The sequence below is a fragment of the Actinoplanes flavus genome (assembly GCF_017592555.1).
Taxonomy (GTDB): Bacteria; Actinomycetota; Actinomycetes; order Mycobacteriales; family Micromonosporaceae; genus Actinoplanes; species Actinoplanes flavus.
Map to the genome: position 1 here is coordinate 93,394 of NZ_JAGFNS010000034.1, position 16,237 is coordinate 109,630.

The 16,237-nt window shown below is 70.6% G+C and carries 20 protein-coding genes and 1 pseudogene; 13 read left to right on the forward strand and 8 right to left on the reverse strand.

What is annotated here, in order from left to right; translation table 11 throughout:
- Positions 1 to 2: 2 nt before the first annotated feature.
- The 4 genes from J5X75_RS46235 to J5X75_RS37055 all read left to right on the forward strand — a co-directional run bounded on the left by J5X75_RS46235 (position 3) and on the right by J5X75_RS37055 (position 3,604).
- On the forward strand, positions 3 to 407 hold the full coding sequence (locus J5X75_RS46235; RefSeq protein WP_208472266.1) for an HflX-like GTP-binding protein: 405 nt from the start codon (positions 3 to 5) through the stop codon (positions 405 to 407).
- Positions 408 to 458: 51 nt separating this feature from the next.
- Positions 459 to 965: a DUF4240 domain-containing protein gene (locus tag J5X75_RS37045; RefSeq protein WP_208472267.1), complete on the forward strand. Its 507-nt coding sequence runs from the start codon at positions 459 to 461 to the stop codon at positions 963 to 965.
- A gap of 39 nt (positions 966 to 1,004) precedes the next feature.
- Positions 1,005 to 2,351 (forward strand): M20/M25/M40 family metallo-hydrolase, encoded by a 1,347-nt coding sequence (locus J5X75_RS37050; protein ID WP_208472268.1) that lies wholly within the window; start codon positions 1,005 to 1,007, stop codon positions 2,349 to 2,351.
- A gap of 224 nt (positions 2,352 to 2,575) precedes the next feature.
- Complete coding sequence (locus tag J5X75_RS37055; protein ID WP_208472269.1) at positions 2,576 to 3,604, forward strand: adenosine deaminase; 1,029 nt, start codon at positions 2,576 to 2,578, stop codon at positions 3,602 to 3,604.
- Between the two features lie 16 nt (positions 3,605 to 3,620).
- Here J5X75_RS37055 and J5X75_RS37060 read toward each other — a convergent pair whose 3' ends face one another.
- Positions 3,621 to 4,007, reverse strand: a complete 387-nt coding sequence (locus tag J5X75_RS37060) for a VOC family protein (RefSeq protein ID WP_208472270.1) — start codon at positions 4,005 to 4,007, stop codon at positions 3,621 to 3,623.
- A 32-nt stretch (positions 4,008 to 4,039) separates the two neighbouring features.
- On the opposite strand from J5X75_RS37060, the gene J5X75_RS37065 reads away from it, so the two are divergent.
- Entirely contained in the window at positions 4,040 to 5,509 is a 1,470-nt protein-coding gene (locus J5X75_RS37065) for a hypothetical protein (protein ID WP_208472271.1), read from the forward strand.
- 133 nt (positions 5,510 to 5,642) lie between these two features.
- Here J5X75_RS37065 and J5X75_RS37070 read toward each other — a convergent pair whose 3' ends face one another.
- Positions 5,643 to 6,011 carry a winged helix-turn-helix transcriptional regulator gene (locus J5X75_RS37070; RefSeq protein ID WP_208472272.1) on the reverse strand — a complete coding sequence of 123 codons (369 nt, stop codon included), beginning with the start codon at positions 6,009 to 6,011 and terminating at the stop codon, positions 5,643 to 5,645.
- Positions 6,012 to 6,059: 48 nt separating this feature from the next.
- Here J5X75_RS37070 and J5X75_RS37075 point away from each other — a divergent pair, with 48 nt between their 5' ends.
- Positions 6,060 to 6,791 (forward strand): Rossmann-fold NAD(P)-binding domain-containing protein, encoded by a 732-nt coding sequence (locus tag J5X75_RS37075; RefSeq protein WP_208472273.1) that lies wholly within the window; start codon positions 6,060 to 6,062, stop codon positions 6,789 to 6,791.
- On the opposite strand, the gene J5X75_RS37080 is transcribed toward J5X75_RS37075, so the two are convergent.
- The 4 genes from J5X75_RS37080 to J5X75_RS37095 form a co-directional block, all read right to left on the reverse strand.
- Positions 6,788 to 7,339, reverse strand: coding sequence for a thymidine kinase (locus J5X75_RS37080; protein ID WP_208472274.1), 552 nt, complete (start codon positions 7,337 to 7,339; stop codon positions 6,788 to 6,790). The two genes, J5X75_RS37075 and J5X75_RS37080, sit on opposite strands and share 4 nt — an antisense overlap.
- 61 nt (positions 7,340 to 7,400) lie before the next feature.
- The gene (locus J5X75_RS37085; protein WP_208472275.1) at positions 7,401 to 8,093 is read right to left on the reverse strand and encodes an alpha/beta fold hydrolase; all 693 of its coding nucleotides are present in this window, start codon (positions 8,091 to 8,093) and stop codon (positions 7,401 to 7,403) included.
- Positions 8,094 to 8,137: 44 nt separating this feature from the next.
- Positions 8,138 to 8,614 (reverse strand): macro domain-containing protein, encoded by a 477-nt coding sequence (locus tag J5X75_RS37090; protein ID WP_208472276.1) that lies wholly within the window; start codon positions 8,612 to 8,614, stop codon positions 8,138 to 8,140.
- Entirely contained in the window at positions 8,586 to 9,443 is an 858-nt protein-coding gene (locus J5X75_RS37095) for a CPBP family intramembrane glutamic endopeptidase (protein ID WP_208472277.1), read from the reverse strand. The genes J5X75_RS37090 and J5X75_RS37095 overlap by 29 nt, the downstream gene beginning before the upstream one ends.
- A 29-nt stretch (positions 9,444 to 9,472) precedes the next feature.
- Between J5X75_RS37095 and J5X75_RS37100 the strand changes: the two genes are divergently transcribed.
- From J5X75_RS37100 to J5X75_RS37110, 3 genes are read left to right on the forward strand one after another with little or no spacing between them, the layout of a single operon-like run.
- Positions 9,473 to 9,820 (forward strand): DoxX family protein, encoded by a 348-nt coding sequence (locus J5X75_RS37100; protein WP_208472278.1) that lies wholly within the window; start codon positions 9,473 to 9,475, stop codon positions 9,818 to 9,820.
- Entirely contained in the window at positions 9,817 to 10,350 is a 534-nt protein-coding gene (locus J5X75_RS37105; RefSeq protein ID WP_208472279.1) for a histidine phosphatase family protein, read from the forward strand. Before J5X75_RS37100 ends, J5X75_RS37105 begins: the two co-directional genes overlap by 4 nt.
- 49 nt (positions 10,351 to 10,399) lie before the next feature.
- Complete coding sequence (locus tag J5X75_RS37110; RefSeq protein WP_208472280.1) at positions 10,400 to 10,846, forward strand: nitroreductase family deazaflavin-dependent oxidoreductase; 447 nt, start codon at positions 10,400 to 10,402, stop codon at positions 10,844 to 10,846.
- Here the strand turns inward: J5X75_RS37110 and J5X75_RS45005 are convergent.
- Positions 10,838 to 11,376, reverse strand: a pseudogene (locus tag J5X75_RS45005) (transposase); the annotation flags it as partial. The gene J5X75_RS37110 and the pseudogene J5X75_RS45005 overlap by 9 nt on opposite strands.
- 136 nt (positions 11,377 to 11,512) lie before the next feature.
- Here J5X75_RS45005 and J5X75_RS37120 point away from each other — a divergent pair.
- From J5X75_RS37120 to J5X75_RS37135, 4 genes are all read left to right on the forward strand, one after another.
- Complete coding sequence (locus J5X75_RS37120; protein WP_208472281.1) at positions 11,513 to 12,733, forward strand: DUF6461 domain-containing protein; 1,221 nt, start codon at positions 11,513 to 11,515, stop codon at positions 12,731 to 12,733.
- A 180-nt stretch (positions 12,734 to 12,913) separates the two neighbouring features.
- Positions 12,914 to 13,399 carry a YfbM family protein gene (locus J5X75_RS37125; RefSeq protein ID WP_208472282.1) on the forward strand — a complete coding sequence of 162 codons (486 nt, stop codon included), beginning with the start codon at positions 12,914 to 12,916 and terminating at the stop codon, positions 13,397 to 13,399.
- A gap of 13 nt (positions 13,400 to 13,412) precedes the next feature.
- Positions 13,413 to 14,306, forward strand: coding sequence for an alpha/beta hydrolase fold domain-containing protein (locus tag J5X75_RS37130; protein ID WP_208472283.1), 894 nt, complete (start codon positions 13,413 to 13,415; stop codon positions 14,304 to 14,306).
- 149 nt (positions 14,307 to 14,455) lie between these two features.
- Complete coding sequence (locus tag J5X75_RS37135; RefSeq protein WP_208472284.1) at positions 14,456 to 15,349, forward strand: helix-turn-helix transcriptional regulator; 894 nt, start codon at positions 14,456 to 14,458, stop codon at positions 15,347 to 15,349.
- Here the strand turns inward: J5X75_RS37135 and J5X75_RS37140 are convergent.
- Positions 15,323 to 15,937, reverse strand: coding sequence for a hypothetical protein (locus J5X75_RS37140; RefSeq protein WP_208472285.1), 615 nt, complete (start codon positions 15,935 to 15,937; stop codon positions 15,323 to 15,325). The genes J5X75_RS37135 and J5X75_RS37140 overlap by 27 nt on opposite strands.
- Positions 15,938 to 16,237 lie beyond the last annotated feature (300 nt).

A 16,237-nucleotide genomic window follows, 5' to 3' on the forward strand; every position in this document is an offset into this window, starting at 1 on the left:
GCGTGAAGCGGTACCGCAGCATCGACGACCCGCTCGCCGGCGCCGCCGTCGTGGTCGCCGGCCTGTTCTCGGCCAGGGACAAGCGCTACCAGGAACAGCTCGACGAACTCGCCGCCCTGGCCGAGTCCCGCGGCAGCCGGGTGGTGGCCCGGTTCGTGCAGCGGCGCGGCGCCTCCGACCGCTGGAACCAACGCCCCGGCGGCGCGGCCCGGATGGCGGACCCCTTCTCCCGCCGGACCCTGATGACCCACGGCAAGATCCGTGAGATCGCCGAGGCCTGCCGGACGGCGGACGCGGCTGCCGCCATCTTCGTGAACCCGTTGACACCCACCCAGCGCACCGTCCTGACCCGCCTCCTCGGCTGCCCCGTCCTCACCCGCGACGACCTCCGAGCCGCGCCGGCCTGAAGGGCGGCCGCTGTCCCCGTACCGCCATGGGATTTTTGAGATCATCGCGGGGTGAGTGTGGAGAGATTCTGGGAGCTGGTGGACGCGGCCCGCGCCTCGGTGGAGGACCCGTCGGACGGCGACCAGGTGGGTGCGCGGGCGCGGCAGCTGCTCGAAGAGCTGCCGCTGGACGAGGTGGCCGCGCTGGCGCGGGCCGAGTGGGAGCTGCGGGCGCGTTCCTACCGGGTGGATCTGTGGGGTGCCGCCTACCTGATCAACGGCGGCTGCTCGGACGACGGGTTCGAGTACTTCCGCGGCTGGCTGATGGCGCAGGGGCGGGAGGTCTTCGAGCGGGCCGTCGCCGATCCGGACACCCTCGCCGGCGTTCCGGGCGTCGGGGCGGGCCAGGACCTCGAAGCGGAGGACATGTTCGGCGTCGCCAACGGCGTCTACTGGGAGCGCGCCGGAGAGGCCCCGCCGGACACCGTGCGTTATCCGAAACTGGGTGACTTCTGGGACTTCGACGACGATGACGAGGTGCGCCGCCGCCTCCCGCGCCTGCACGCAACGCATCGATAATCATGGACATGTGCGGCTCCGCGGGGAAGAGTGGGGCGCATGTCCACGAGACGCACGATTCTGGTGGCGGGCGCGGCGACGGCCGCCGGCGTCGCCGTCACCGGCACGCCCGCGGCGGCCGCCCCCGACCGGGAGCTGCAACGGATCCTTCGCGAGATCGACCCTCGGCGGATCGAGGCGATCGTCCGCAAGCTGGTCTCCTTCGGGACCCGGCACACCCTGTCCGTACAGGACGACCCGAACCGCGGCATCGGCGCGGCCCGCGACTGGATCTTCGCCGAGTTGCAGGGGTACGCCGCCGCCGGCGACGGGCGGATGACCGTCGAGCAGCAGTCGTTCATCCAGCCGGTCTCACCGCGGGTCCCGGCGCCGACCCGGATCACCAACGTCGTCGCCACCCTGCGCGGCAGCGTCACCCCGGAACGGATCTACGTGGTCACCGGCCACTACGACTCGCGGGTCACCGACGTGATGGACGCGGTCAAGGACGCCCCGGGCGCCGACGACGACGCGTCCGGCGTCGCGGTGATCATGGAACTGGCCCGGGTGCTCGCCACCCGGCGACCCGAGGCCACGCTGGTGTTCGCCGCGGTCGCCGGCGAGGAGCAGGGACTCTACGGCTCCGACCACATGGCCCAGCGGTACTTCGACGCCGGAGCCGACATTCAGGGCATGTTCAGCAACGACATCGTCGGCACCGGTGACGCCCACGACGGCACCCGCAACGACCCGCGTACCGTCCGGCTCTTCGTCGAAGGCGTGCCCACCTCGGAGACCGCCGCCGAGGCAGGCGTCCGCCGCAGCGTCGGCGGCGAGAACGACGGCCCGTCGCGCCAGCTCGGCCGCTTCGTCAAGGACGTCGAGCCCGACGGCATGAACGTCCGCGTCGTCTGGCGCCGCGACCGCTACCTGCGCGGCAGCGACCACATCTCGTTCCTGCTGCGCGGCTATCCCGCCGCCCGCTTCACCGAGCCACGCGAGAACTTCAACCACGAACACCAGGACGTACGGGTGGAGAACGGCATCCAGTACGGCGACCTGCCCGAGTTCTGTGACTTCGCCTACATCGCCCGGGTGGCCCGGGTCAACGCCGCCGCGCTCTGGTCGCTCGCCCAGGCGCCCGGCACCCCGAAGGGCGTGGTCATCGACACCACCCGGCTCACCAACGACACCACCCTGCGCTGGCAGCTCGGCACCGAACCGGACCTGGCCGGCTACGAAGTGGTGTGGCGCGAGACGACCGCCCCCGACTGGCAGCACACCCTGCGGCTGGGCAAGGTCGACACGGTCACCGTCGACCTGTCCAAGGACAACGTCTTCTTCGGCGTACGAGCGGTCGACACGGCCGGACACCGCAGCCCCGTCGCCGCCCCGAAACCGTCCTGAACGACGAAGGGACGTGCGTCGCCGCCGTCCCGGCCGACTCGCGCGATCGACAGTGGACACCCACGCCGTCGCCTTGTTAGCGTCCGGGGGCGGGTCGAGAGGCGCTGCGACGGATGGACATCCGCCACGCTCGGCTCGCGCCTGGTCGTAAGGGCGCCTCCCACCGGGAGGTCGCCCGTGCCGCGGGTCCCCGGTGGATGACACGCACCGTGAGGACGGACGTAATGGCACTGGACCTGACCGACTTCATCGCCGACCTGCCCAAGGTGGAACTCCACGTCCACCACGTCGGCTCCGCCTCGCCGCAGACCGTGGCCCGCCTGGCCGAACGGCACGCCGGCCGGACGTCGGTGCCGGCCGACCCGGCACTGCTCGCCGACTACTTCACGTTCACCGACTTCCCGCACTTCATCGAGGTCTACCTGTCCGTGGTGGACCTGATCCGCGACGCCGAGGACGTCGCGACGCTCACCTACGACATCGGCGCCGGCCTCGCCGCCCAGTCGGTCCGGTACGCCGAGGTCACCCTCAGCCCCTACTCGTCCGTCGAGCGCGGCATCCCGGCCGAGGCGTACTGCGAAGCGGTGGAGGACGCACGCCGGCGCGCCGCCCGCGACCACGGCATCGAGATGCGCTGGTGCTTCGACATTCCCGGGCCGCCGTGGGAACGGTCGGCCGACGTGACACTCGAACTCGCGCTCAAACACCGCCCGGAGGGCCTGATCAGCTTCGGACTGGGCGGCCCGGAAGCCGGGGTGTCCCGCAGCCGGTTCGCCGCGCACTTCGCCGCCGCCCGGGCGGCCGGGCTGCACAGCGTGCCGCACGCCGGCGAGTCGACCGGCCCGCAGAACATCTGGGAGGCGGTCCGGGACCTGGGCGCGGAACGCATCGGCCACGGCATCGGCGCCGCCCAGGACCCGGAGCTGATGGCCTACCTGGCCGAGCACGACATCGCGCTGGAGGTGTGCCCGACCTCCAACGTCTGCACCCGGTCGGCGCCGTCGTTCGCCGAGCATCCGCTGCCGGCGCTGGTGGCCGCCGGCGTGCCGGTGACCATCAACTCCGACGACCCGCCGATGTTCTCCACCACTCTCAACCGGGAGTACGAGGTGGCCGCCGGCCTGCTCGGCCTCGACGAACACGGCGTCGCCGAACTGGCCCGGCAGGCGGTGCGGTACTCGTTCCTCGACGACCCCGGCAAGGCCGCCATCCTCGCCGAGATCGACACCTACGTCGCCCACCGGGAACCGTGACGGCCACGATCGGTGGTCAGGCCCGCAGCTCGGCCTCGCTGCGCAGGATGCAGAACTCGTTGCCCTCCGGGTCGGCCAGCAGCACCCAGCCGCTGCCGTCGGGTTTGCGCAGGTCGGCGACCTGAGTGGCGCCGAGTTCGAGGAGGCGCGCGAGTTCGGTGTCGCGGGAGTCCTCGGCCGGGCGCAGGTCGAAGTGGATCCGGTTCTTGACCTGCTTGGCTTCGGGGACCTCGATGAACAGCAGCTTGTGCCGGCCGTCCCGGGAGGAGATCATGCACTCCACGTGGCCGGGCAGGTTGGGGTCCTCGGGGTCCTCGACGTAGTCGAGAACGGTCTGCCACCAGCGGGACAGGGTGTAGGCGTCGCGGCAGTCCACGGTGGTGTGCGAGATGAAGGCGGTCATCATCGGATCTTCGCAGATCCTAGGATCGTCTGGTGATCGTGGATGCGGTGCTGGAGGGAATGGCGGAGAATCCGGCCGCGCCGGTCGACGAACTGCTGCGACGGTGGCCGGAGGCGACGGTCGCCGGGCTGTGGCGCCGGGCGACGCTGCCGATGCCGGTACAGGAAGCGATGATGGCGCATCCGCTTCGCGCGTTCCGGTCGGCCCTCGCCGTCCACCCGGACGTCGACCCGCGGATCCGGGCGCGTCTCCTCGGCGATGCGGACTGGCGGGTCCGGCTTTCCGCGCTCGGGCGCCGCGGGCAGCGGCCGCTCGCCGGCCCGGACCTGATCCGGGTGATGAGCGAGCTGTGCGAACCACCGGCGGACGACCGGAGGCCCACACCGGCGGAGCTCTTCGAGGAACTCCACTGGGCGGATCCGGAGAATACCCTCGTCGCGGCCCGGCACCCCGACCCTCGGGTACGCCGGATCGTCGCCCGGGACACCTGGTGGCGCGACGAGATGCGGGTTCTGCTGACCGACCCCGATCCGGAGGTCGCGGCCGTAGCGGCGGAGTCGATCATCGAGCACGAGCGCATCATGCAGCCGGCGGACCTGCCCGCTCAGCACTGTCACGCGTTCTGGTACACCCTGCACCGGCCGCTGTCCCGGGAACTCGCCGAGCAGGTGCTCACCTCCGGTGACCGGGAGGCGATCGTCTCGATGTCGCCGAACCCGACTCTGCCGCCGGACCTCGTGGACGTTCTCGTGCGCCATGCGGACCCGGAGATCCGGGTGCACGCCGCGTACCGGGAAGGTTTGACCGACGCCCAGTTCGCGCACCTGGCCACCGACCCGGACGCCGCGGTCCGGGTCGCGGCCGGAGGCCGGGCCGACCTTCCCAAGGAGTGGGTCGCACGATTGCTGGCCGACCCCGACGGCGATGTCCGCGCGGCCGTCGCGACCCATGCCCACCTGAACGCGGCCGAGCGGGCCATGCTCGACGGCGCGCTCACCGACGTGGCGCTGGCGGCGCGGTCGGCGCATCCGGTGCTGCGCCGCCGGGCGGCGGAACGCACCGACCTGCCACTCGATCTGGTCGCGGCGCTCGCCCACGATGCCGATGACGAGGTACGCCTGAAGCTGGCCCTGCACCATCCGGATGCCCCGGCCGAGCTGCTGCTGCGCTGCCACCTCGAGAATCCCCGCCAGAGCGCGTTGCCGTCGCGGCCCGGGTTCCCGGTCGACGGGCTGGCCCGGTTCGCCGGCCACACCGATCCCCTGATGCGGCGGCTCGCCGCCCTGGACCCGCACGCGGACCCGTCGGTCCTGACCGCGCTGACCGAGGACCCCGACGCCGGGGTGCGCCAGGCGATGGCGCGCTGCCCACGGCTGCCCGCCGACCGGATCACCAGCCTGCTCGACCACCCGGAGCTGGCCCGGCACGCGGCCGCCAATCCCGCGATCGACATCCCGGCCGTGTTGGCCAAGCTGCCGCCACCCGGGCCGCCGGGGCCGTGACCGGCGTCCCCCGGATGCCGTTCCGCCGGCAGGTCACCTGGCTCGCGTCCGCCGGGCGAGTGGAGGTTCGCCAAACATAGCCGGGATCTGCCGGCTGCCCTCGCGAGGCGAACCGCCGGGAACCGGCGAAGGCTCACGAGCGGGACGAGCTCCGTTGCCGGGCCGCCTCGATCTGTGGCGCGTGCTCGACGGCCCACTCGCCGATCGCCACGATCAGCGGCAGGAGCGAACGACCGAGATCGGTCAGCGCATATTCCACCCGGTCACCGGCCCGCCGCCGGCTGATCAGTCCGTCACCCTCCAGAGCCCGCAGCGTACGGGTGAGAATGCGCCTGCTCAGCCCCTCGACCGTACGATCGAGCTGGTTGAAACTGTGCGGGCCGTGCTGAAGCACCGCCAGCAGCAGCACACTCCACTTCTCGCCGACCCGCCGCAGGATGTCGGTCGCCACACACAGCTCACGGTCGGCCGAGGTCACGGGCAGGGGCAGGACCGGTGACATGAATGTGCCTTCTTTCCGGCGGGATCCGGGCGGCCGACGATGCCAAGTATGCGCACAGCGGTCATCGCGGGCGGGACCCGCGGCATCGGAAAGGCCCTCGCCGACCGGCTCGCCACCGGCTGGAACGTGATCGGCCTCGGTAGCGCCGACGCCGACCTCACCTCGGTCAAGGAGACCCGCGACCTGATCGGCAGGCTGCCGTCACGCATCGACGCCCTGGTGCTGTCGGCCGGGCGGTTCTCGCCGCGCCGGATCGTCACCGCCGACGGTTTCGAGCAGTCGTTCGCGATCAACGTGCTGGCCCGCTACCTGCTCGCCGACGGGCTCCGGCCGGCCCTGGAACGGGCGGAGCGACCGGTCGTCCTCAATCTGTGCGGTGTCGGCGGCATTCCCGGCGGCCGCCTCCACTGGGACGATCCGCACCTCACCGACGGCTACCGGATGTTCCGGGCGATCCGCCAGGGCGCACGGGCCAACGACCTGCTCGGCGCCGGCTTCGCCGGGCACTACCCGGGCACCCCCATCCGGTACGTCCTCTACAACCCGCTGTTCGTCGACAGCGGCCTGCACCGGCACCTGGACCAGCCGGCGCGCGCCCTGCTCGGGGTGACCGCGGCGCTGTTCGCGCAGAAGGCGACCGCGGCCGCCGTACCCCTGGAAAGGCTGCTGGACCGGCCGCCCACCGCGGCCCTGACCGCGTTGCGCAGGAACGTCCCGATCCCGCTGCCGGCAGCCGCGGACGCGGCCCGTCTCTACGCCCTGCTCGCGGACATGATCTAGGGGAGGACGACGCAGCGGCGGCAGCGCGCCTCGTAGGTGTAGGTCCCGTCGTCCGGCAGCGCCGTCGACGGGGCCAGCTCGCGGATCATCGGCTTGCCGTGCTCCAGCACCTGCGTGTGCGTGGCGTCCAGGGACCGGCACACGTCACAGACCGCGCGCCGGTAGATCACCTCGGCCGGCGCCAGCTCGAACAGCGCCCGCACCGGTGCGAACAGTTGACCGCGGTGATCCAGGTCGATCCCGGCCACGACCACCTTGACCCCGTTGCGGACAGCGGCCCCGAGCACATTGATGTCGTCAACAGTGAACATGTGGATCTCGTCAACACCGATCACCTCGACACCACCGTCAGCGGCACCGGCCAACGTGTGCACCTTGACCGTCTGCAGGCTGCCACCGGAACGTGACGTCACCGCCGTGTCCCGGCCATGACGTGCGGACTGGTAGACGCGGTGCGGGATGTCGGCATATTGCAGCGGAGACAGCAGGCTGATCATCTCCAGCGACTTGCCGCCCTTCATCGGGCCGAGGATCACGGTCAGGTCCATGCCTAGACCGTCCCATGATCCTCGCCGTCGAAGGACAAGCACCGGCCCCGGACGGCGGCCGTCAGACCTGGGCTAGGATCCGCGCCAGCTCAGCCGGGCGGGTCAGCATCGGCCAGTGCCCGGAGTCGATGTCCACCAGCTCGACGTGCTTGGCACGGGCCACCTCGGGGGCGTCGCCGCTGTCGATCCAGCCGCGCGCCTGCTCCCGGGAGAACTCGGGACAGACCACCACGATCGGGACGTCGAACCGGCGGTCGTCACTCAACCGCACCGTCGCACCGGTGACGCCTTCGGGCACCGGGATCGCCGCCGCGGCGAAGGCGGCCCGCGTCTGCTCGTCGATGTCGGCCGAGTCCGGCCCCTCGAACGCCTCCCATCCGGGGAACCGCACCGCACCGTCGGTCGGCGGGATGAACGGGAAGTACTGCTGACCGTCCGCCCACGGGAAGCCGCCGATCAGCACCACCTTCGCCACCTTCTCCGGCCGGGCGTCGGCTGTCATCCACGCCAGCGAGCACGACCCCGAGTGGCCCACCACCACGACCGGGCCCGGCTCCGCGTCGACGGCCGCCAGCACCGCCGCCAGCTGGTCGTCCAACGTCGCCGAGGTGTTCCCGTCACCCTGCCCGGGCAGCGTCACCGCCACCGCGTCCCGCCGAGCCGCATCGGCGCGGCCCAGATGCGCGACGACGCCGTCCCACGCCGACGCGTCGAGCCACAATCCACCGAGGAGAAGAATCCGATTCGTTGTCACCCGGTCAGCCTAGGATGGATTCCGGACGATCCACGTCCTGTTCCTCAGTCGAAGTCGTAGACCGTCGTCGGAATGTCGCGCGCACACAACGACGCGACGACCATCGGCTCGATCCGCTCCCACTTCCCACCGGACAGCCCGCACCCGATCCGCGGCATGTGCACCGACGCGCCCCGCTCCAGCGCATGCGCGGCCACGGTCTCCAGGCACTTCCCGATCGCCTCGTACCGCACCGGCGGCCCACCGCTGCCCGGCTTCAGACCATGCTGGCCGACCATGTTCGCCACCCACAGATCCGGCCGCACCTGCACCAGCTGCGTCGCCCCGAGCCCGAAGTCGTTGCCGGCCCGCTCCCGGTGCCAGCGCCGGAAAGCGCGTTCCGGCTCCGGCCACCGCTTCGACAACGCCAGCACGAACCCCTTGCCCCACCCGCCGAGATCATTGCTCACATGCGCGATGATCTTCGGACCCTTCGCCTGCGGGCTGGTGGCATCACCCTTGACGATCCGCAATTCCAACATCAACAGATCTTCGCGTACGGGTGGCGAGCACCGCGATCGGAATAAACATGATCAGCAATCCCTGCCAGCCGCTGAGCCCCGTCAGCCAGCCGTCGATCGACGGTTCCGCCGCCTGATCGGCCACCACCACCTGCACGAAGTTGAACACGATGGTGTTGTTGACGGCGTGCCCCACCACGGCCGGCCACACCGAATCGGACACCAGCCGCAGCCAGCCGAGCAACACCCCGAAGAACACGCAGAACACGGTGAACGGCGCCAGGTCCCACAGGGTCTCGCCACCGACGAAGAACGGCAGATGCCACACCCCGCAGATCACCCCGATCGTGATCAGGGCCGGCCACGTGCCGATCCGCTCCCGCAGCCGGGGCAGCAGATAGCCACGCCAGCCCCACTCCTCGCCGAACGCCAGCGGCAGGATCAGCAGGAACTGGAGCACCTGCACGACCAGCGCCCGCCCGATCAGATCCCACGGAACGCCGGTCCGCCCGGCCGTCTCCGGGGCGTAGACATGCCGCAGCGCCGAGAACCCGTCCAGATCGGCCGGATAGATCCCGGTCACCGCGTTCAGTGCCACGGCGGCCGCCGACATGGCCAGGAACAGCACGAACGTCACCGCACACCAGCCGGGCCGCAGCCGTCGCAGACCGGTCACCCCGGCCGGGTCCGGCGGGCGCCACACATACCGGACGGCCACCCAGGTGGCGATCCCCACCGACACCATCACGGCCCAGTACATGATCCGCACACCGGCCGCCTGCTCGACGCCCCACAGCACCCACGGCAGCCCGAACGCGATCACGAGAAAGACCCGCACGTCAGCTGTCACAGTCAACCCGCCCGTCTCGTCCCGTCGACATGTCCACTGTCTACATCGTTCTCACCGCCCTCGCCGCCCTGTTCAACGGCAGCGCCGCCACGTTCTACCTGATCGGCCACGAGTACCCGAAGGCACAGGCCGACATGAAGCGGATCCCACGCAAGTACGTGCCGGTGCTCGGTTCCCTGCTCGCGGCGGGAACGGCCGGGCTGCTCACCGGCTTCGCCGTACCGGTGATCGGTCTTCTCGCGGCCGTCGGCCTGGTGCTCTATTTCAGCGGAGCGCTGATCGCCCATCTCCGTGTCGGATCCCGCAACCTGATCGGCTGGGCCGTCTTCTTCGTCACCAACCTTTCGACCCTGGTTGTTACCGTGCTCCACCTATGACGATCACCGACCTCTATCTGGTCCGGCACGGTCTCGCCGACGGCGACGGCGACCTGTCCCCGCTCGGCCGTGAGCAGGCCGACCGTGCCGGACGGCGCCTCAGCGCCGTCACCTTCGACGCGATCCACCACAGCGCGCTGCCCCGGGCCGCCGCCACGGCGGAGATCATCGGCGGGCACGTTCCCGCACCCCGGCACGTCTGCGACCACATGCGGGACCGGACCCCGTACCCCTCGGACCGGGCGGGCTACCCGGAACGCTGGCACGCCTGGCTCGACGGGGTGCCCGCCGGAGAGCGCGATCCGGACGCGGTGCGGCTGCGGGCCGCCGTCGCGCGGCTCGGCGTCGTCGGCAGCACCGATCGGCGAGAACTACTGATCACGCACAACTTCGTGATCGGCTGGTTCGTCCGGCACGTGATGGACGCCCCGGAATGGCGATGGCTGAGCCTCTACCAGGAGAACTGCGCCATCACCGTGCTGCGCTGGTCCAGTGACCGGCCACCCGCCATGATCAGCTTCAACTCGTGACTGGCCACCGGGTTATAGCATCGGCGGCAGTCGAATCGCGGAGGCGACCATGCGCAGACTCCCGCCACGATGGTTCATCCGAACAGCCTGGGCCGTGCACCGCGCCCTCTATCGGTTCGGTGGGGCACGGTTCAGCCTCAGCCAGCCCAAAGCCCAGAGCTACGGCCTCTTCCGGCTGACGACCATCGGCCGCCGCAGCGGAGAGCCGCGGTCGGTCATCCTCGGCTATTTCGAGGACGGCCCCAACCTCGTCACCCTGGCCATGAACGGATGGGGTGCGCCCGAGCCCGCCTGGTGGCTCAACCTCCAGGCGCACCCGGACGCTGAGGTCGAACTGTCCGACGGCCCCCGCCCGGTCCGCGGACGGGCCGCCGTCGGTGAGGAACGTGACCGGCTCTGGGATCGCTGGCGTGAAATCGACGACAGCCTCGACGAGCACGCGGCCCGGCGTCCCACCCCGACCGCGGTGGTCGTCCTGGAACGCCGGACCGCCTGAGCATTGGCCCGCGTCGGTCAGCCGGTCGACGACCTGACGGATCTGCGTGCAGGCGATCGTCGTGACGTCCGCGGCTGGTGGCAGGCGGACGGCGTCCAGCAGCGCCGTCCAGGAGGTCCGGCCGGTCTCCAGGGCGGCGACGATCGAGTACGGCCAGCCGGGGATCATCCGGTGTTCGTCCTTGCCGCGGCCGTAGGTGTGGCGGAACGAGCGATGCGGACTGCAGTTCCTGTCCGGGCGCAGCCACGGCGAGACATCCACTGCGAGGACCAAGCGGCCGTCCGCTGCCCGCGGCAAGGGCAAGCCGGCCAGCTGCCGGCGCAGCGACTCGACGTCGATACGGCCGTGGCCCCGCCGATGCTCCGGCGTTAGCGACAACCCGACCAGGGTCTTGACCGGCCCAACAGGGCTTCGGACAGCTCGAACAATGTGTCCGCCCGCGCGGTCAGCCACCGGTAGAACCGCTCTCGGAAGCCTGCCAGCACATCGATCGCGTCGACTCGGTCGGTCATGATCACCACAGCGATCATCGATGGCCGTCGGATGCGGATGCGCGAGCCGCAGTTGGCACGCGATAGTGGGCATTGCCGCTGATGCAGATCAGCCGTCCTCGGTTCTCCGCGGATATGCGCCTTACCAACGCCTACCATGCGACATGATCTTGAGGTGTCCATATTCTCCGACTACAACTGGTTCGAGAGCACCTTCCACGGGCTGATGGAAGAGTCATGCCTCACCTTCGTCCGCGGCCTCCGCATCCAGGAGGTCATTCGCAGGCTCGGCGGCTCCGAGATCGCCGGGATGACAGGCCTACGGCAGATGGACCGATACCGCGACGCCGTGACCAATGCCGGCCAAGAGTTCGCCGCCGTGGCGGACGTCGACGGCGGTGTCCTCGTTCTCGAGCAATACGGCCTGCTCGGTACCTACGAGACCGTCTTCACCCCACTGTCTCGCGGCACCAGCCTCGCCGTCGTCTATAGCAGCGAGAACAACGACGCCCGCTTCATGTGGATTGCTGACGGCGATTGCCGTGTCGACTTCGACCCGTTCCACGCCGCTTGGCGCGAAGGCAGCCAGCCGGACGCCCTTCTGGCCGAGATGCAGCGGCTGGGCTTCAACTTCGGCACGGACGAAGCCGACGATCCCGGATGGGTCGACGATCCCGGATGGGTGTACGACGACAACGCGACCAAACGTGCCCTCGCCCTGGCCGAACATGTCACCGGCATCCGCCTGACCAAAGCGGCATTGAACACCGCGCCCTTCGTCGCCGTGGCCATGCCGCCGCAGGGCGTCGACCCGGCGAAGCTCGCTCCGGTGGTCGTGCCACCGGTCGAGGATTACGAGTACGACGAGTACGAGTACGACAAGTACGAGTACGACCAGGAAGCCGATCTGGCAGCAGCGTGGGCCGGTATCGATGTACCGGACGAACGAATCCGTTCCAGCGGCTACAACGGTGCCCTTCTCGCCCGGCGCGACATGAACCTGCTCCTGGCGCTCGCCAGTGCCGGCGACGAGGTCTGTCGGCAGGTGTGGTTGTGGGCTCAGGAGTGGGCGTTCACGAAGGCGGAGCTGATCGACAAGCCGTTCTTCACGCCGATCCTCGAAGCGATACGGCGCGGTGAGGCAGCAGACGACCTGACCCGCCACCACGCCAAGCAGCGGCTCGATCGACTGCCGGTGTCACCGGAGGACCTCCCGGACGGCAGTTTGGACCGGGGATCTCGCCAGCACCTGGCATGGGAACTGGTCAACAACCCCACGGATCCTGTTCCTCTGGCAGCGGCCTGTGATGCCCTCTTCAAGGCCGTGGTAGTCAACAACGGACGGGATCAGCAGCTCTTCGCCGACTTGCGCGCGCGGTTCCCTCAACTCGGGTAGCCCACGCTGGTACGGATGTCGCTGCTGAGACCGACCGTCGCTGGAGGGTTGAACGGCAAGCTCAGCCTCCGGCGCTGCTCCGGCGGCACCCGACCGGCCGGCGTCGTAGTCCTTCCCGAGCCCCTTGCGGCAGGCTCCGGGTCGCTGGGCGCCGCCATTCGTCGGCCCTATGATCGCCCCATGCTGGGGGTACATTTCGCGATCACCGCGGATCAGGAGAAAGTCCTGCTCGACGCGGACGGCGACGACGACGCGGTCGGTGAGCTGCTCGGGGACATCGAGGAGAACTGGGACGACGACCGGCTCAAAGTCGACACCGACAAGGCCTGGGACGAGATCCACCGCTGCCTCACCGACGGCAGCCTCGACCAGGACGGCGGCGACTACCCGCTGTCACACGCCATCCTCGGTGGTCGCGACATGCACGACGAGTACTACGTCATCTACGTCGACACCGCCCAGGTCCGCGACGTGGCCGTCGCGCTGCGCGGCATCGACCGGGCCGGGTTGCGACAACGATTCGACACCCTGCTGCCCGGCAGCGACTACGACGGCCCGCTCGGCGAGGACGATTTCGAGTACCTCTGGACCGATTTCCTCGAGGTCGTCGACTTCTACCAGCGCGCCGCCGCCGCGGGACGCGCCGTCCTCTTCACCGCGACCTGAGCCGGGAGAACCTGTGGCGAGTTGGCAGATGAGTGTGGTGGCGGCCTTCACGCGGCTCGCCTACCAGCGCAGATTCATCAGCGAAGAGGCCGGGCTGCGGACGCTCGCGCGCCCGAAGGGGCCTTCCGGGCCGCCTTCGGCGATCAAGCGACGGTACGCCGTGAGCACCTCCCAGACGCACGGCTTCGACCTGCACCGGGTGCGCCCGTCCGGCCCGGACACCGGGGTGACGGTCATCTACCTGCACGGCGGGGCGTACACGAGCGAGATCGTCAGTCAGCACTGGGCACTGGTCGGGCACATCGCCGCGCGTACCGGGCATGAGGTGGCCGTGCCCATCTATGGCCTCGCGCCGGACCACCAGGGTCTCGCCGCCCTGTCATTCGTCACCGCGGTGGTCGCCGACCTGGTGGCCGAGGGCCGCCGCTGCTACCTGGCCGGCGACTCGGCCGGCGGCGGCCTGGCACTGCTCGCCGCGCAGGCGGTGTCCGGGGAGGCCGGGGGAGTGGCCGGCGTGACGGCGATCGCGCCGTGGCTCGACCTGTCGATCAGCAACCCGGAAATCGACGCGGTCGAGCCGCATGATCCGTGGCTCCGTCGCCCGGGCCTGCGCCCGCTGGCCGCGGCGTGGGCGGGGTCGCTGTCGTTGCAGGATCCGCGCTTGAGCCCGCTCTTCGGTGACCTGTCGTGCCTGCCGCCGGTGCAGATCCTGGTCGGCACCCGCGACATCACCCTCCCGGACTGCCGTCTGCTCCGTGACCGGCTGCCCTCGTCGGTGCCCCTGACCTACCACGAGAAGCCGGGTGCCCTGCACGTCTATCCGCTGCTGCCGGTCCCCGAGGCCCGCCCCGGCCGCGAGGCCGTCGTCACCCATGTTCAATCGACGACCCGCCTGACCCACCCCTGACCGCCGCGCAGAACGTCGACCGGCGCCACGTTTCGCCGAGCGGGCCGGGCGCCGGCCCGCCGGTTCTCCGGTGGACAGCAGCGGGGGCGCCTGGCCCGCGGGCGGCGACTCTCGCGCGCCGGGGCGGGAACGGCTAAAGTTCCGACGCTGTGACCGAACCGGCCCTGCGCCTGCTGGTTTCCCTGCTGCGGGCCCGCCCGGCCCGCCGCGCCGACCTGCCCGCCCTGGGCCTCGACGACGGCCCGCTCGACGAGCTGATCCGGGCCGGCTTCGTCGCGCAGACGGGCGACCGGCTCAGCTACGACGAGCCCGCCGCGGTGCTCGCCCGGCAGGCGCGGGCGACCGCCGACCTGATCGCGGTGCTGCCCGCCCTGGCCCGGGAGTGGCGGAACCACCCGCGCACCACCGTCGGCGTCGAACTCGTGCACGGTCACGAGGAGCAGTGGCGGGCCTGGGCCCGGCACGCCGCGCTGACCCCGCCGCGTGCCCCGATCAACCTCTACCCGTCGCTGGAGGTGCTGCGCGACGTCATCGCCCCGAGCCTCGCCGATGTCGCCGGCCCGTACCCCGAGGGCATGCGGCAGGCCCGCGCCGTGCTGCCGGCCGCGGCCGTGGTCACCGACGACGACCGTGCCGTGATCGACGTGCTGATCCGGACGGGCCTGCGCGTCCGGCTGGCCCGCCGGGTGGAGAGCTGGCTCTACTCCGACCCCGAGGTGCTGTGCGCGCTGCCGCTGACCTGGGGCGAGGACCCGCCGCCCAGCATCATGATCGTGCACGATCCGGCGATCCGGGCGCTCACCGCCGCGTACTGCGAGACGGTCTGGCGGGCCGCCGCGCCGTACCGGACGCCGAAGCCGGAGTTCCACGAGGTGCTGCGCATGCTCGCGCTCGGCATGTCCGACCGGGCGATCGCCACCGCGCAGTGCACCTCGCAGCGCACCGTCGAGCGCCGGATCGCCGAGGCGATGGCCCACTACGCCGTCGGCACCCGCTTCGAGCTCGGGATGGCCTGGTCAGCGGAACAGGTAGACGAAGGGTGATCCCTGCGCCTGTAGATTGAGGACGCCGTCCACGCACGTGTACGTCATCGGGACGTCGCCGAGCGGGTTCTCCGGCACCGGGATCGGCGCGTTCGCCGACCGCCCGTTGATCGTGACCTTGCTGTCGATCTTGATGCCGCCGGTCCACGCGCCCTGCGGGGTGAGCGTGTTCCCGTCGGCCTGCCACCCGCCGGACGCGGTCCCGCTGTGTCTCTGAATGACCCTCATGGTCATCCCGCCGCCCAAATCCGCCGTGATCGTCGTGGTGATGCCGTCGGTGAAGGTCGCCTTGAGCGCCGGCGTCACCGTCAGAGTCTGATCACCGGTCATGTGCACGCCGGTCACGTCGATCCCGCGCATCACGCCCTGCAGTTGGGTCTCCAGGTCCGTCGTGGACACGTGCCACGGGCTGCCCTCGATCAGGCACCGCAGCTCGGCCGAACCCGTCAGCTCCGGGCTCGGCGCCGCCTCCGTCCCGCCGGCCGCCCCGGCCGCTTCGGGGCCTCCGGCCGCGGCCGGCTCATCGTTGCGGCACCCGCCCAGGACCACCGTCGCCAGCCCCGCCATCACCATGATCGCTCGCTTCACAGCCGCACCCTAAAACCGCGGAGCTGCCCGGCAGCGCGGGCCGGCGTGGCGGACCACCGACGTGGCGGAGATCCGCCGCCCCCGCGCTCGATGTGGGCTGCGGCCGGAGGAGGCGGGCCGCCGTCCAGGATGGCCGCGCCGACACTGTCCTCACGAAACGCGCCTACTGAGCTTTTGAGGTCAGGGTCAGGGTGGTGCCAGTCCGCTGGTGGCGAGGAATCCGAAGGCGAGGGTGGGCCGATACTGCATGCGTTTGAGTCGGTTCTTGGCGATGCGGAGTAGGTCGTCGATACCGCCGGG

Excerpts from the sequence above, each read along its gene's own strand:
- J5X75_RS37050 (WP_208472268.1), top strand. The coding sequence starts at position 1,005 with ATGTCCACGAGACGCACGATTCTGGTGGCGGGCGCGGCGACGGCCGCC.
- J5X75_RS37055 (WP_208472269.1), top strand. The coding sequence starts at position 2,576 with ATGGCACTGGACCTGACCGACTTCATCGCCGACCTGCCCAAGGTGGAA.
- J5X75_RS37060 (WP_208472270.1), bottom strand. The coding sequence starts at position 4,007 with ATGACCGCCTTCATCTCGCACACCACCGTGGACTGCCGCGACGCCTAC.
- J5X75_RS37070 (WP_208472272.1), bottom strand. The coding sequence starts at position 6,011 with ATGTCACCGGTCCTGCCCCTGCCCGTGACCTCGGCCGACCGTGAGCTG.
- J5X75_RS37075 (WP_208472273.1), top strand. The coding sequence starts at position 6,060 with ATGCGCACAGCGGTCATCGCGGGCGGGACCCGCGGCATCGGAAAGGCC.
- J5X75_RS37080 (WP_208472274.1), bottom strand. The coding sequence starts at position 7,339 with ATGGACCTGACCGTGATCCTCGGCCCGATGAAGGGCGGCAAGTCGCTG.
- J5X75_RS37090 (WP_208472276.1), bottom strand. The coding sequence starts at position 8,614 with ATGTTGGAATTGCGGATCGTCAAGGGTGATGCCACCAGCCCGCAGGCG.
- J5X75_RS37100 (WP_208472278.1), top strand. The coding sequence starts at position 9,473 with ATGTCCACTGTCTACATCGTTCTCACCGCCCTCGCCGCCCTGTTCAAC.
- J5X75_RS37105 (WP_208472279.1), top strand. The coding sequence starts at position 9,817 with ATGACGATCACCGACCTCTATCTGGTCCGGCACGGTCTCGCCGACGGC.
- J5X75_RS37110 (WP_208472280.1), top strand. The coding sequence starts at position 10,400 with ATGCGCAGACTCCCGCCACGATGGTTCATCCGAACAGCCTGGGCCGTG.
- J5X75_RS37125 (WP_208472282.1), top strand. The coding sequence starts at position 12,914 with ATGCTGGGGGTACATTTCGCGATCACCGCGGATCAGGAGAAAGTCCTG.